This is a genomic window from Candidatus Nitrosopumilus sp. bin_32a, assembly GCF_054095935.1.
The window spans coordinates 1-15,149 of sequence record NZ_JBSWSN010000009.1 but is presented as its reverse complement, the minus strand read 5'-3'; the positions used below and the strand labels follow the sequence as shown (position 1 = coordinate 15,149).

The window sequence follows — 15,149 nt, the reverse complement described above, 5'->3', positions numbered from 1 at the left end:
TAATGAAGCAATAAAAATTCTTGAGAAAGAACAGTCCCTAAATCAAATTCATTAATTAAACAAGTTTTTCTAAATGCTTTTTCATTACCTGTAGTTGCATTATGTGGAACCAGTATATGGTCACAATTTTTGTTAGTCATTATTTTCAAATAAATTATTCAAAAAATCTCTTTTATTCTTATCTATTATATTTTGAATCTCTTTAACCTTTTTTTGAAGATCAATTTTTGGTTCTGTGAATACAAGAAGAATATAATTACAAATATTGATTGTTATTATGGAAGTTTTCTCTCTTTGAATTGTAGAGCATCTAAATGCTCCAAATGAATCATCAAAATCATTTCTAAAACTAGATTCTAGTGCAAATCGCATGTACATCATTTGTCTGTTTTTTTCTTTTACCATTGGGATTGTCTCTCTCTTGAACCCTCCTGCATACAAATTTCCACTATTGCTAATCAGGCCTGAAAATCTAACGTGTTGTAAATCAAGTATTTCACCGCACAAATTTTGCATCTGATTTTGAATTATATCTTGAGTTACTGTATTCATTATGGTATGTATGGTTTTTTATTATTTATAAAAAAAGATTTTAAATTTCTAGTGCTAACAAACTAAAAATCAATTATGGGATCACAAATACCATTTAATCTATTTTCATCCCTCATTTGGTGGGTGAGTCTTCGTGGAGTTGAACTGTCAATTCTCATTAGGGGCTTTACCTAATTGGTGAAAATCCCTGTGCTCCCATCGGGATTTGAACCCGAGTCTTTGGCTTGAGAAGCCAAAATGCTTAACCGGACTACACTATAGGAGCTTGATAGAAAACAAATTAAATCTTAATTTAAAGGAAATGTTTTGACTTTGAGTGAACTTGTAAAACTTTGTGAGTTAATTCCTTTATAGAAAAATCAAAGTTAGAAAATTATATGAATATGCAAAAATTCATTGAAGAAAATGGATTATCTGGTTCCCCAATTGGACTAGGTGGATGTAGGATTTCTGATCTGGCTTTTGATTCGTGTGATTACGATCTTTTTGTTTTTGATGATAAATCCGAGTCTGAAAAAACAATTCAATTTGAAGGCAAATTTGTAATTATTCACCATGCATCTTTATCTGAAAAAAATTCTGAGAAACTTCTCCAGTACCACCAATTGGAAATTCTTCAAGATGAGTCTTGGGATCTACGAATGATGCTTTCTAAGATTGGAGAAAAGCATACCTCGCTGTTTTCTGATTTTGCAAAAAATTGTTTAATTGAATCTCAGTTTTGTTGTCAAAAAACGCTGGAAGCAATTCAAGTATCTGATGCATTTGCTCCTTGTTGGCAAAAATGCGCCACATATTATTTAGCTAAAGCCATTTCGTCAATTAATCATCTGCGCCCTAGTCCATCTCACATGCTTGATTCACTTCGAAAATTAAAGAAAAGTAATCTCAATGAACATATCTCTATTGTAACTCAAACTGTTGGAATTGAGCGGGCTACTCCGATATTGCTTGAAAGAATGTTAAAATCAACAATTGGATTTTCAGATTTAATAGAAAAAAATAATCATTCTCAAATCATTCAAGAAAAACATGATTTTTTTGTAAAAAATTCGATGCTTTCTGATTGCTATTTCTATTTGGGATATGTGAATGCCGAAAACTTTATGAAAATAAAGGACACTTTGTCTAGGGGGCAGGACCTTTTTCATATTCTAAAGGTTGCCTTTGATGTCGAGGCCGATTCAAATCTTCTCCAAAAGCAATCCGAGATTGTGCAAAAATCATGTAACGATATGCTTGGAATTCTTTCAAGTGCGTAATATTCTCTATATGTGTACTAACCTTTTAAAATAAGTAAAATTACTGATTTATCATGGTAGATCAAGCATGTGGATGCGAAGCTGACAGCGGCGATCCAGATTACTCATGTGATTGTGCAATGCAAGGTCATTGTATATGCAGTTCTGATTGCAAATGTAATACAGACGTTTGTAAAGCAGCAACTAAAGATTATTGATTGGATTAAAGTTCCAATACTTATTTTTTATTTTTTATTAATCGTCTTCATCATCAAAGCCCCATGATTTTACTAATTCTTTCTGGAACTTGTCAGCTTGTTTTTCATCCAGTGAAAATCCGCAGTTCTTATGAGTGGGAACTACGGTCATTCCATCTAATTTGAATTCCACTTCAAACAAGTGGACTTTGGAACATTCACACATTTCTGGAATTTCTGTACTTATTCCTCTATATTTGCTTATTTGAATAATATTTCACTGCCTATTTTTGGCATTATTTACATATGTGAAAAACGTTTAACTATCCGTTTTGACAATTTTTTTCAGATTTGAAAGCAACATTATTACTAATTTCAGCAATTACTGCATTACTTTTTGTATCGCTGGCAAGCCCTTCAGCTTTTGCACAATTTCAATCTGGGGGAGTCAGCTCTGATACCATTCCTAAAGGTAGTACATGGTATCCTGGCGAAGGTCTCAAACAAGGCGATTTCTTTTCTTATTCTATGTGTTATGTGGATTACAAAGAATGCACTACATTTGAAATGGATATGTGGATTAAAGGTGACAAACAAACTGGCAGTGAATCTGTATGGTTAGCTGAAGTTGCTGTATTTGATGGAAATAAAATAATTGTAGGTGAAATGGAACTTGGAAAAGTTGCCCCCGAACCAACTGGCGGAAGTCCTGAATTAGGGCTTTATCGTGGAGCATTCAAATCTTCAGTAGTTTGGCTATCTGCATTTGCAACAGCTAATGATGATGCTTACGGAAAAGGACCAAAAGAATTCAGTGCTACTTCCTGGGGTAAGATTGGAAACATTGGAGGCGAGCAAGTACTTCCAATGAAAATTGAAACCATTACAGTTCCTGCAGGAACTTGGGAAACAGTTCAAGTGGGATGGAAAACTGGCGGTGTTACAAGCAAGGTCTGGGTTGTAGATGATTTTCCATTTCCAGTAAAAGCTAAAACCTATACTCACGTGTCAGAAGGAATAGCTCCTATAGAATATGAATTTGTTTTATTAGACCATAAAGAAAATGTTCAAACATCTCCTATTACTCAATACACATCAACTGAAAGTGTATTTGCAGGTGCTGGATGTGAGACCAACTTTGACAAATCAGTTAGCATAAAAAAGCCTACACACAACTTTGATTATCAACTTAATATTTTCTATGGTCCTGAAGATTTAGTTAAAGGATGTGAGACACAATGGCTCATAAAATTTATCAGCAAATATGATGACACTGAATTTTTAAATCAAGTTCAATATGATTTTCTTGTCGTGGATGATAACTTGACTCCATTAAGATCTATTGCTCAAGAGGAGGGTAGAGATTTCCTTTATTCTCCATCTGGACTGGCCATACTTGATTTTATTGTTAAAGAAGATCCTGGCACTGCAAATTATGTTGTATGGATTTATGGTTTGTCTCCTGAAGGTATTGTACCCAATGTCGCATCTGATTATATAAAAATCTCTGTGCCTATCTTTGCCAGTGATGGTTCCACCCCTGTAATAATTCCGGATCCCGCACCTCAAAAAATTCCCTCATGGATTAAGAATAATGCTGGATGGTGGGCTGAAGGTGCAATAGATGACAGTTCTTTCGTTCAAGGAATCCAATTTTTGATAAAAGAAGGCATTATGAAAATTCCTCCAACCTCTCAGGGTTCCTCTGGCGGAAGTAACGAAATTCCCTCATGGATTAAGAATAATGCTGGATGGTGGGCTGAAGGTGCAATAGATGACGATTCATTTGTAGGCGGAATTCAGTTCCTTATTGAAAAAGGAATCATGCGCGTATCTTCTTAAATTTGTCTACATTCAAATTGTGATTATCTATTAAAAATTATGAATCATCATGGTGGGTCTTTTCAATCATCCTAAACGCCATATCAAGAAATTGCTTAAAAACGGTGAATATGACGAGGCTATTGCATTTGGAAAAAATTTAGAAGCACAATATTCTGATGATCATGATTTTATGTTTATCATGGGAAGTGCTTTTCTTATTGTAGATGATGCACAAAGGGCATTACCGTATTTTGAAAAAGCATTTGAATTAGACGATGGTGATGTTGAGACTTTGACTCTTAAAACCAATGTGCATTTAGCATTGGAACAAAAAGATGAAGCCCTTGCTTGTTGTAAATATATTGTAAAACTTCAACCAACAAATACTGAAGCTCAAGAATTAATTGAAAAACTTGAGAGTATTTGATTTAGAAAATCATTCTTTCTTTTTCATCTCATAAGCATTTTCCATTAACCAATCACAAAATGCTGTAACTTTATCATCAAAGTCAGTCCAAATGTGAACTGAGTGAGGCAAGATGTCTATTTTCCAATTATCTGTAAATACTCTTACACCTTCTTTATTTTCATACATGTATGCATCTTCTGTTTTGACATCTCCTAGCATTTCAATTGCTTTCTGTTTGATGATCTCTCTATCAATTGGAAATCTTTTCCTATCGTAATCTATGATCAAACTCAAATCTCTTTTACCATAGTTTTCAAATTCTTCGATTCTGCCTTGTTTTGGAAAGTTCACAATTAACTTGATGTTGTATTTTTTCCCAACCTCTTTCCCGATTTCTACAATTCGTGTATATGCCATTGCTGGATTTTTTTTTAACAGAAATCTAATTTGTGCTAGATCCTTTTTTAGTTCAGATTGTAAATCTGTGACCACTTCTGAAAATATCATATTTGCCATCTGAAAAATTCCTATTATAATCATTAATTCCAGTCAGGATTGGTTTTTTTAGAACATCCAATAGTTCAGAATATGGCAATGCCTATGGATTATGATGGAATGAGAACTGATGATGCTTCGCTGAGAACTGATAATGTGGATGACTACAAGCGAACATGTATTGATTTTATCGAGGATATCTCTCATGATTACGAGGCCTGGGTTGACTATTACAAATTACCTGAAGATGAAGATAAACGAAGACGTGCTGGAATCTGTGCTACTATTACTAGAACAAATGAATGGATTGCAAAGGTTGCACAATCCATCAAGGCAGTTGATGTTGTAATGAATGATGGAATACAAAAGATGGCAGAATCCACTGCTGGTAAACCTTTTGACATTGGAGTTTTTGTAAATCACAAATCAAGCTATACTGAAACAAAACCTGGAGTTATTGATGTAAATGTAAAGGCAACTGGGAGAGATGGAAGAAAGACAAAGCTTGGATTTCACTTTAAAGATGATCGATTTAGAATTGAATCCACATGTAATGCGTATTTGGATGAATCAAATTTACCTGCTTCTGAATTTGAAATGCTTGATTTAAACCTGAAACTTTATGCAGAAAATGCAAAACCCCGTGATGTGATTTCATTTACTGTGACAGTAAGTGAAGTTGAAAATGATATTGAAATTGATAGAAGAGGACACACGACAATAGTTCATCTGATATGATCTAACGCATTATTTGTTCATCTAGATATTCTATGAATTTCCCAGTATTTTCAAATTTGATTGAGTTTATTTCTTTTAATTCCTCAAATGAATTCATCTTTAGATAGTCATTAGATGCAGTATACAACACATCATCAATGTAAAATGTTCTAGCATAATTCATTCCATAGTATCGCGAACTGTCATCTGAGTGAGTGACTGTTCCTTTGAGTTTGATTCCCTCTGATTTGTCCAAATCAAGTACATAGAATCCACTCCAGCGATTGTATTCTGGTGCAAACATCTTACTTGAACTCTCTTCCAGACTTTTGATATCTCCGCTAATTGGAATAGATAGCACTCCTCTTGATTTATCAAAGAAAAATGCCTTGTGGTTGTACAATGCTTCAGATTGAGTCGAACTGTCTCCAATAACTATGTCATCTAAGACCTTTGGATTATTCACATCTGCCACATTGAACAATGCTATTTTGATTCCTAATTGCTGAACCCTTCCATTGTCTATTTCTTTGGTGTCTCTGCCTACCCCAATCACATGCTCCTCATCATATGGGTGCAAATAGTTGGAAAATCCTGGCATCTTCAATTCTCCTAGGATCTTTGGTGTGTCTGATGACAAATCAATTACAAAGAATGGATCAATTTGTTGAAATGTTACCAGGTACAGTCTATCCCCCATGAATCTTGCAGAAAAGATGCTTTCATCTGGTGCAATCTCTTCTAATTGACCCACAATCTCCAAGTTTTCATTTAACACATAAACTGCATTTGATCTGACTGTTCCTTCGTATTGGGTGTAAATTTCACTAGTGGTTGCAACTCTGAATCTGTCTCCGCTTTCATCCATTGAGAACTGGTTAAGTAATCTGCCTGGGACTGTGCCCTTTGCAACATATTCTATTTTTTCTTCATCGATTGATATTTTGTGAATTATTGTTTTTCTTGCATCTTCCTGGATTTTTCTATCGTATTCGTTTAAGGCACTTTTGATTTTTTCAAATAACACTTCCTTGTCTTTTTTGTTCATTTCGTTGTATGATTTTTGCATTAATTCTGAGATTGCATTCCATTGTGCAGATGAATTCTCCCATGATGCATCTTGAATTGATTTGATTTCATCTTGAATGTCTTTTGGCAATAGCGGTACAACTACATCAAAGAATCTGTCTCTTGATGAATTCTCATAAAATCCATATGGCATGTTTTGCTGATAAGTCAGGTAAAAGTTGTCTTTTGAAACATAAAATGATCCAGTATATCCCATGAGGAATGTCTCTGAATTAATTGTATCATCAAAAATGTTTATTGCAGTTAACGTGTTAAAGTTTGAAAATTGCTCTACGTTATCAAAGTAAAACGCTTCTGGAGTCATGATTCTGACCGAGTCTTCCATGATTATTGGCAATCTTGGGTACTGATAGTCTACGTTGCTGTTTGTTACAAAGTATGCGTAATCCCCAATCATTCTTGCATCTCTAAAGTGACCATCGATTGAATAGTCTTTGAGAATGGTTGGATTCTCTTTGTCTGACACATCTACAATTAGTGCATGAGTGACAGAACTGTAAGAACGTCTTGGAACAAAGTCAAATTGTGGTATGATCTCCTCGTCACTTTGTCCGTTGTAAAATATCACTAGTCTGTCTTCATTTAGGAACATGTTCTCAATATATTGTGATTCAATGTCCAGGGCAATTTTGAGAATTAATTCTGCAGATTCTGCAGGATATGCATCAATTATTGAAAGTGTGTTTTGTGATACAATGTATACATACTTTGAATCGTTTTTGAGATAATCTGGCTCGTCTACATTTTGTACCTGAACATTAGTTGTTGAATACTCTGCTCCTCCTGATACTTTGTTTGATGTGCCATCGGCAGGCATTGGTTCTACTGAAGGGGATGGGGCTCCTGTGGTTTCTGCAATCGCCATATCAAATCCTTCATCTGCAAAACTTCTGAGTACTCTTGGATCAAAGCCTTGATCAAATGATGAAGATGTTTCCAGAATATTTTGTAGTTCTTGCTGTGATGATATCTTTTTTATTTCATTTGTTCCTTTGAAATATTCTGACACTGATTTATCGACATAGATAATTTCTGGCTCTGGAATTTGTACGATTTGCGGTTTCTGCTCAAAATCTACTGAATACATGATTCCTGCTGTAACTATTACTGAAATGATTACTGTGATTGGAATTATTATTTTTGGGTTCATTTTCTTTCTTTTCTTTAATCATTGAATTTAGCGATTACTATTGCTTGATAGTTTGAGATAAAAGGATTAGTGAAATTCCAATTTCACCAAACAACTTACATAAACTGGATTTCTACTATCCTTTCTAATGGATGATGAGAATAATGATGGATTTACTGAAAAAATCAAGATTCTTGCAACTGATGATGAAAAAATAAAGTCATTTGGGGAGTTATTTACAAATGACTCTAGTCGTAAAATTTTACAATTACTGTTTAATGAAGAATTGACTGCAACACAAATTGCTCAAAAAACAGACATTTCTCTACAGCTAGTAAAGTACCATTTAATCAAACTTCAGGACTTGGGAATTGTTAAAATATCTAAAATTGAAAAAAACTCAAAATCTCAAGATATGAAAATTTACACTGCATCAAAATTTAGCATTGTAATTGTTCCACCTAATCTTTCTAAAAAAACAAAAGAAAGTAAATTACTAGTTCGTTCGTTTAAGCATATCTACAAAGTTGCAGGACTTGGAATTGCAACTGGTTTTTCTGGTTTAGTTTCATTATCTCAATTTCAAAACAAAACTATTCGTGTAGGTGATTTTACCCTGGACGGTGATATTTCTCCTATTGGAGAATCTGCCAAAAATCTATCTGCTCTTCCAAGTGATGAGTCTGTGGAGTCCATTTCTGCATCTGCACCAATGATTGCAGAATCTGAATCACAAGATATTGCGGAACGTAGCATGGACGTTGTAAATACTGCAGTAAATTCTGACATGAATGTTAATTCTGATTTCTTTTTACCTTTTGTTGCAATTACCATTATTCTGGGTGGTCTGACAGTGTACTATTTGTGGAAATTCAGAAAATCTAGTTCAATGTGACTTCTATTGTAACTCTTTTTTCTTTAGCTCTTTCTTCTCCGGGATATTTTAGAAGAGAAATTTTTTCATTTAGTGTTTCATCTGTAACTAATTTTGCATTTCCAATGAATACATTATCATTGTATTGTATTTTGACAATTGGATTTGCCAAGGAATTTTGAAACCAATCTCCGTCTGGCCTATGCCTTGAAAAGTAAATTTTCCCATTATGGTTAACTGCTCTGAGCATAACTCTATGCTCATTGCCTGTTTTCCTTCCCTTTGTAATTAGGATTGGCCTGAACAATTCATCCTCTATTTCCATGCGTGATTTGTTTCTGTCAAGTAATTTAACCTCATTGATAGAATTTTCTGATATTCGGTATGATAAGCAAATCTGTTGATTTGATGGCATGTCCGTAAAACTTGAAGGAATGCCTGCAAATCTGGCTACTGCAGATACCTTTACTGGAAAAAAAGTCATTGATAGAGAAGGAATCGAATATGGCAAAGTCAAACACATTCACATCAACCAAGACACACTAGTTGTAAACGGTGTCACGATACATCAAGGATTTCGTAGAGATTATTTCCTATCTGATGATTATATAGACAGGTTTTCTGAGGAAACTTTGCTTCTTAGCAGACCTCCTGTGAGAACCGGAATTCCAGTAACTGATATTGATAGACACAAAATTGGCAAAGTAAAGCGATTGCATAAAAATTCAGAAACAAATGAATTGGAATCAATTGAGGTCACTGATGGTTTAATGCATTCTAAAATCCTATCCAAATCTGAAATTTGGGGTGTGGGGGAAAAAGTCATTTTAAGAATGACTAAAGAAGAATTCAAAAAACTTGAATAATTTCTTTTAATTTTCTTTTTTCAAAATAACATTTTTTGTTTAATCTGATTTTTTAGAACAGACATTACACACTGGAATTCCTTCTTTAACTGCTACCTCAACATTTGATGAGTGGCATTTTTGACATAATCCTTTCATGTCTTTAATTGATTATTCGGTCTTTAAATTTTTTATTAGGATCGACTGAATCGACCCTTAGCAATTTATAATTGATGACTGCGATCAATGTGTTGTATTCAATAGAGACAAAATCGCTTACCAAATCATTTGGCGACACAATCGCTGTACATGATATTTCATTTACTGTTGAAAAGGGTGAAATCTTTGGATTCTTGGGACCTAACGGTGCTGGTAAAAGTACAACTATGATGATTCTGACTACTTTGCTCAAACCGACATCTGGAGAGGCATTGATTTCTGGATTTGATGTATCTACAAATCCTAAACAAGTTAGAGAAAATATTGGGTATGTTCAACAAGAATCAACTGTTGATGAATATCTTACAGGGCGAGAAAATCTTCTATTGCAAGCAAAATTAAACCATATTCCAAAAAATGAAATCAACAAACGAATTGACGATGTTTTAGAATTAATTGAACTTGTTGACAAACAGGATCAAGCTGTTGTTACTTACTCTGGTGGGATGAGAAAAAGATTGGATATTGCTGGTGGGCTGTTGCATAGACCTAAAGTATTGTTTCTAGATGAGCCTACAGTTGGATTGGACATTCAAACTCGTAGAAAAATTTGGGAGTACATCAAGAAAATTCACACTGAATTTGATATGACTATCTTTGTTTCTACACATTACATGGAGGAGGCAGACCAATTGTGTGATAGAGTGGGAATAATTGATGGTGGTAAAATACAAGTAATTGATTCCCCTGAAAACATGAAAAATGCGATGGGAAATGAAGTCATCTCTATAGTAATTGGTGAAGGTGGAAATCACCAGTCATTTATTTCTGAGATTAGAAAAATTGAATTTATAAAAAAAATTAACGAAGATGGTTCTAAGCTTACTCTATTTGCATCAAATGGAACTGAAGTGATTCCTAAAATTTTCCAAATTTCCTCAAAACTTGAAATTAAAATAAAATCAATATCTTTAACACAACCAACACTTGATGATGTCTTCATTTCATATACTGGACATGAAATTAAAGGCGATGATGCTGGATTCAATAGAAAACGTGAGCATGCAAAAATGAAGAGGCTACGAGCATGAGCACTTTACTTTATGATACGTATACAATTTTTTGGCGAGAACTAAAACGATACAAAAAATCAAGAAGTGGAGTTTTGATTCGTTTAATCCAACCTGCAATTTGGATTATTGTTATTGGAAATACGTTTTCTGGAACACAGCCATTAATTCAATCAGTAGGGTTTGAAGGTGAGTATATCGAATTCATGGCACCAGGGGTCATTATTCTCACTGCAATTTTTACAAGTATTTTTGGCGGTGTCAATACTTTGTGGGATAGACGATACGGTTTTATGAATAAGGCCCTATCTTCTCCGATATCTCGTTCTGCAATTGCACTGGGAAAAATGAGTGCAATTTCTTTGATTGCTGCATTACAAGCTAGTTTGATTTTGGGAATTGCTTTAGCTATTGGTGTCAATTTCCCTAATCCGATAATGATTGCACCTATAATGGCAATAGTCATTTTATTTTCTTTAGGCTTTTCAGGAATATCTGTGATGATTGCAGCTACGGCAAAATCTCAAGAAACCTTTTGGGGCATGATCAATTTTCTTGGCATGCCCTTATTCATGCTCAGTCCTGCATTATTCCCGTTGGAATTACTCCCTGATTGGCTTGCAGTAATTGCCAAACTAAATCCTGTAACCTACACCGTTTTGCTGGTAAGGGAGTTGATGACGGGAGTTTCTGAGGGTGGAATTCCAATACTATTGAGCCTGGGAGTTTTAGTGGCATTTGTTCTTGCAATGGTGGCACTTGCAAGCTATGTGTTTACACGTGAAGTAAACAAACCATTTTAAGATAAAATTGACAATAATTGCAACATTAGCTAACTCTAGTTATGTTTCTCATATTTTGTTATAATCGATTGTTGAAACTATTTCTTACCTTGGCGATTCTTTTTGCAGTGTTACTGACTAGTTCATTTACACAAACATCTTTTGCATCTGGAGATTATGATTTATTACATAAATGGGGAAAATATGGTCCTACAGAACCTAATAATTTTGCATATCCACAATTCATTGCAGTTGGAGAAGATGGTAGTATCTATGTGAGTGATTTTGGTAACAAACGTATTCAAAAGTTTTCTAGTAATGGGGAATATTTAACCCACTGGGGTAACAGTGGGAAACAATTAGGGGATTTTTACAATCCTTCCGGTATTGCGGTAAGTAATGACTCTGTCTTTGTAGTAGATCGTGATCTAAATAGAATTCAAAAATTTTCTTTGGATGGAGAATTTATTTCAACATGGGGGAAAAAGGGAACTGCTGAAGGGCAATTTCTATATCCTAATGGAATATCTCTAAACAATGGACTTCTATATGTACTGGATACTGGAAATCAAAGAATTCAAATATTTTCTACTGATGGGGAGTTTGTTTCATCATTTGGCTCTAGTGGTTTAGGTCCTGGACAATTCCTTAATCTTTCTGGAATTAACATAGACGAATATGGAAATATTTTTGTCTCTGATAAAGGAAATGGAAAGATTGAGAAATTTTCTGCCGATGGTGAATTTTTAAAATCATTTCCATTCCACTCTTCAAATTATGTATTTTCTCCTGAAGCATTAGAAATTGATCCACATGGTGACATATTTGTTGTAAATTCCAATACTGGTAAAATTTTACATTTATCTCAAAATTCTGATTTGCGTCTCTCCCTCTCTGATCAAAACGGTCCATATCTTAATTCTTTTAAACAAATTACTGGCATGGCAATTGGAATCAATGGTGAATTACTAGTTGTAGATTCTCCGACACATTCAATTCAATCCTTTGAAACAAAGTTTTTTGAACAACCTGCAGAATCTTACTTTGTTACTCCTGCTGAGGTACGGCCTCCATCTAGAGATCAAACCAAACCTGTAATCATTGCCCCAGAATCAATAACAGTTGAGGCTGACGACCTGTTGACTAGTGTATTTCTTGGAGATGCAACAGCTACAGATGATAGTGGAATTAAAATTATTATTAATAATGCCCCTGAGATGTTTTCACCTGGTATCACTAGTATTATTTGGATAGCATTTGATAATGCAGGTCATAGTTCTACTGCATATCAAATTGTCACAGTAAATACATGTGGGCATAATTATTCTGACTATGATCTCATAGAAGGAACTTCAGGTGATGATGTGATTTTAGGAACTAATGGGGATGATCTGATATTTGGATTGGATGGAAATGATCTTATTTCTGGAGGTCTAGGGGATGATTGTATTTTTGGCGGTTCTGGTGATGATATTGTATCTGGTAATGACGGTAATGACACAATAAGAGGCAATTCTGGCAATGATGTCCTAAAAGGACAGTCAGGGAGTGATTTGATTTATGCCAATTCTGGTTCTGATGTGATTGATGGTGGTGCAGACTCTGATCGATGTTATCCTGATTCAGAAAAAGATCTGTCACTAAACTGTGAATAACGGGTTTCTCCTATATAGAATACTGGCACTATCTAGAGTTCTATTTCATAAATAGAAAACCATGCGATATCTTATAGTGTAAAAGTTCTCTTTGAATTTTAATGACTTACAAGAACACAAAAAACATTGCAATCTTTAGTATTGCTGCATTATTCACAGTGGTATCATTTGGATTTTCAAATGCATATGCTGAAGAAAATGTAAAATACGAAATGATTGGCGATATCACTCCTGTACTTACATTCCAGTTTAGAGAAGGAACTGAAACACATGAATTTCCTGTATTCAAAATGGGTGAAAATTTTGCAGATAACTCTGGAGTATCATTTTCCGTAGAAGGAACTGTTACCCATTCACCATTATTGCACAAAGCAATGGATGAATCATACATCTACAGATTTTCTAATGCTGCATTTGATCATCAGTACAAATATTTTGACATTGATGCCGATTTTATGAAAGAAGGCAAATCTATTCTATCTATAGATTATAGAAATTGCAGAATCGATAATTATCAGGTTGAGACTCTGGATTCAAATGATTATGAAAGCTATTTTGCAAAAGTTGGATTCGCTATTGTAGATAAGATTGACTTTGTATGCAGTGGATTGAATTCTAATAATGATGTCCGGCAAATAGCTGCTAACAACTCATTTACTGACTATGGTAAATCTGGATTCAAATTTGCTAATAACATGACCACTTCAGTAACTTTCATGTTTGAAAATGGAATGGAAAAAATCGAATTCCCTGTATTTAATCTAGTTTCAGGCTATGAGGAATCATCTGATAACGTAGTTGCAGAATTCCAGGTAGAGGGAATTTTAGATTATTATCCATTGCTCTATACTGCAATTGATAAATCTCGACAAGTATCTGGATTGTCTACTGCATCTAACATTGATTTTGATGCTCTAGTGGAATTCTCTGATGACGAATCAGTGTTTAGGGGACTTGATTTTACCAGTTGCAGAATATCTGATGCAGAAATCACAACTCAAACAGATAAAGAAGAAGGATTTACTGGAAAGAGCGGATTTGCAATTGTTCACCAATTGACATTCACCTGTTCAGGAATTAATGGAGTGAACATGCATTATGATAAACTTAGAGGAGATGCCCCTACTTGGACAACTGCACACTTGACTAATGATTATGTGGAGCCAATTCAGAACACTGAGAAAGGACTAAGTGTATTTACTACATTTACTTTTGAAGATGGTACTGAAACAATAGAGTTTTCAATGTTCAAACAGAGTGAAGTGCTTTCATCAACTGAAAAAGTAAAGGCCGATAACGGTGACAAAAATGTTGCAGCGGAAGCATTTACCCGAAAGACAACCTATCCAACAATAGAATTACGTGGAATAGTCGGTGATTATCCTATGCTTTACAAGAATTTGGATAATAATCGTAAAATCCAAGGTGTTGCTGGAAGTAATAATAAAGAACTAGTTGACATTGATGTTGATCTAGTTTCTGATGAAGGGGTACTTCGTGGCTTTAACTTTGAGCATTGTAGAGCAATTGACTATTCTGTTTCTACAAATCCAAACAGTGAAGAGAGCTATGTCAAAAACAAGTTTGCAGTAGAAAATATCTTTGAGTTTGAATGTCAAGGATACCATCCAAACAATCCTGCATATGATACAATGTTTAACGTAGAGAAAGCAAATACCGAAAGTTCAACAGAACTTAGAAACACTGACCAATGGGGTCCAGGGTTCACAGTTAGAGAATAATTTCTCTTTTTTTCTTTTTATTTTTTAATTTAATAATTTATTTTATAATGCGATCAATTTTGAACCTGCTTGTGCCTTTTTTCTATGTGGAACGATACTTTGATTTTTATTTCAGCAAATTTTTTTTGAAATGTTCAAATGGATATATTGCAACTTGTTCAATCGAATTTACTTACTCCGATAATTCTATTTTTCCTATTTGGGATTATTGCAGCTAGAATAAAATCCGATCTAAAAATTCCTGAAGCAATTTCGGAATTCTTGCCGATCTATCTTTTAGCAGCAATTGGTCTTCATGGAGGAATTGAGATGAGACACACTGGATTTGAAACTGTCTCTTATACACATCTCCGAGCCCACGAGACAGTC

At 34.4% G+C, this 15,149-nt stretch carries 17 protein-coding genes and 1 tRNA gene; 12 read left to right on the top strand and 6 right to left on the bottom strand.

The genetic code is table 11. From position 1 onward, the window contains the following. Positions 1-132: 132 nt before the first annotated feature. Together ACW9XH_RS09090 and ACW9XH_RS09085 are read right to left on the bottom strand one after the other, a co-directional pair. Entirely contained in the window at positions 133-552 is a 420-nt protein-coding gene (locus tag ACW9XH_RS09090; protein ID WP_457760341.1) for a DUF6659 family protein, read from the bottom strand. A 190-nt stretch (positions 553-742) separates the two neighbouring features. Continuing rightward, a tRNA-Glu gene (locus tag ACW9XH_RS09085) sits at positions 743-817 on the bottom strand. Positions 818-929: 112 nt separating this feature from the next. On the opposite strand from ACW9XH_RS09085, the gene ACW9XH_RS09080 reads away from it, so the two are divergent. Then, complete coding sequence (locus tag ACW9XH_RS09080; protein WP_457760340.1) at positions 930-1,814, top strand: hypothetical protein; 885 nt, start codon at positions 930-932, stop codon at positions 1,812-1,814. Between the two features lie 53 nt (positions 1,815-1,867). Next, on the top strand, positions 1,868-2,011 hold the full coding sequence (locus tag ACW9XH_RS09075) for a hypothetical protein (RefSeq protein ID WP_457760339.1): 144 nt from the start codon (positions 1,868-1,870) through the stop codon (positions 2,009-2,011). Between the two features lie 37 nt (positions 2,012-2,048). On the opposite strand, the gene ACW9XH_RS09070 is transcribed toward ACW9XH_RS09075, so the two are convergent. Further along, positions 2,049-2,192 carry a hypothetical protein gene (locus ACW9XH_RS09070; protein ID WP_457760425.1) on the bottom strand — a complete coding sequence of 48 codons (144 nt, stop codon included), beginning with the start codon at positions 2,190-2,192 and terminating at the stop codon, positions 2,049-2,051. A gap of 149 nt (positions 2,193-2,341) precedes the next feature. Here ACW9XH_RS09070 and ACW9XH_RS09065 point away from each other — a divergent pair, with 149 nt between their 5' ends. Both ACW9XH_RS09065 and ACW9XH_RS09060 read left to right on the top strand, forming a co-directional pair. Next, the gene (locus tag ACW9XH_RS09065) at positions 2,342-3,832 is read left to right on the top strand and encodes a peptidase (RefSeq protein WP_457760338.1); all 1,491 of its coding nucleotides are present in this window, start codon (positions 2,342-2,344) and stop codon (positions 3,830-3,832) included. Between the two features lie 49 nt (positions 3,833-3,881). Continuing rightward, positions 3,882-4,241 carry a tetratricopeptide repeat protein gene (locus ACW9XH_RS09060; protein ID WP_457760337.1) on the top strand — a complete coding sequence of 120 codons (360 nt, stop codon included), beginning with the start codon at positions 3,882-3,884 and terminating at the stop codon, positions 4,239-4,241. A 9-nt stretch (positions 4,242-4,250) separates the two neighbouring features. Here ACW9XH_RS09060 and ACW9XH_RS09055 read toward each other — a convergent pair whose 3' ends face one another. Continuing rightward, complete coding sequence (locus ACW9XH_RS09055) at positions 4,251-4,730, bottom strand: hypothetical protein (RefSeq protein WP_457760422.1); 480 nt, start codon at positions 4,728-4,730, stop codon at positions 4,251-4,253. 81 nt (positions 4,731-4,811) lie between these two features. On the opposite strand from ACW9XH_RS09055, the gene ACW9XH_RS09050 reads away from it, so the two are divergent. Further along, positions 4,812-5,456 carry a hypothetical protein gene (locus ACW9XH_RS09050; RefSeq protein ID WP_457760336.1) on the top strand — a complete coding sequence of 215 codons (645 nt, stop codon included), beginning with the start codon at positions 4,812-4,814 and terminating at the stop codon, positions 5,454-5,456. A 1-nt stretch (position 5,457) separates the two neighbouring features. On the opposite strand, the gene ACW9XH_RS09045 is transcribed toward ACW9XH_RS09050, so the two are convergent. Beyond that, positions 5,458-7,674, bottom strand: a complete 2,217-nt coding sequence (locus tag ACW9XH_RS09045) for a beta-propeller domain-containing protein (protein ID WP_457760335.1) — start codon at positions 7,672-7,674, stop codon at positions 5,458-5,460. A gap of 127 nt (positions 7,675-7,801) precedes the next feature. Here ACW9XH_RS09045 and ACW9XH_RS09040 point away from each other — a divergent pair, with 127 nt between their 5' ends. After that, positions 7,802-8,548: an ArsR/SmtB family transcription factor gene (locus tag ACW9XH_RS09040; RefSeq protein WP_457760334.1), complete on the top strand. Its 747-nt coding sequence runs from the start codon at positions 7,802-7,804 to the stop codon at positions 8,546-8,548. Here ACW9XH_RS09040 and ACW9XH_RS09035 read toward each other — a convergent pair. Beyond that, entirely contained in the window at positions 8,535-8,852 is a 318-nt protein-coding gene (locus ACW9XH_RS09035; protein ID WP_457760333.1) for a nitroreductase/quinone reductase family protein, read from the bottom strand. The genes ACW9XH_RS09040 and ACW9XH_RS09035 overlap by 14 nt on opposite strands. Before the next feature lie 88 nt (positions 8,853-8,940). Between ACW9XH_RS09035 and ACW9XH_RS09030 the strand changes: the two genes are divergently transcribed. The 6 genes from ACW9XH_RS09030 to ACW9XH_RS09005 all read left to right on the top strand — a co-directional run. Further along, on the top strand, positions 8,941-9,393 hold the full coding sequence (locus tag ACW9XH_RS09030) for a PRC-barrel domain-containing protein (protein ID WP_457760332.1): 453 nt from the start codon (positions 8,941-8,943) through the stop codon (positions 9,391-9,393). 230 nt (positions 9,394-9,623) lie between these two features. Then, positions 9,624-10,622 carry an ATP-binding cassette domain-containing protein gene (locus ACW9XH_RS09025; RefSeq protein WP_457760421.1) on the top strand — a complete coding sequence of 333 codons (999 nt, stop codon included), beginning with the start codon at positions 9,624-9,626 and terminating at the stop codon, positions 10,620-10,622. Next, positions 10,619-11,404: an ABC transporter permease gene (locus ACW9XH_RS09020; protein WP_457760331.1), complete on the top strand. Its 786-nt coding sequence runs from the start codon at positions 10,619-10,621 to the stop codon at positions 11,402-11,404. The genes ACW9XH_RS09025 and ACW9XH_RS09020 overlap by 4 nt, the downstream gene beginning before the upstream one ends. Positions 11,405-11,493: 89 nt before the next feature. Next, positions 11,494-13,038, top strand: a complete 1,545-nt coding sequence (locus tag ACW9XH_RS09015; RefSeq protein ID WP_457760330.1) for a 6-bladed beta-propeller — start codon at positions 11,494-11,496, stop codon at positions 13,036-13,038. A 101-nt stretch (positions 13,039-13,139) separates the two neighbouring features. Then, entirely contained in the window at positions 13,140-14,780 is a 1,641-nt protein-coding gene (locus tag ACW9XH_RS09010; protein WP_457760329.1) for a hypothetical protein, read from the top strand. 138 nt (positions 14,781-14,918) lie between these two features. After that, the coding region (locus ACW9XH_RS09005) for a sodium-dependent bicarbonate transport family permease (RefSeq protein WP_457760328.1) at positions 14,919-15,149 on the top strand (231 nt) is incomplete at its 3' end.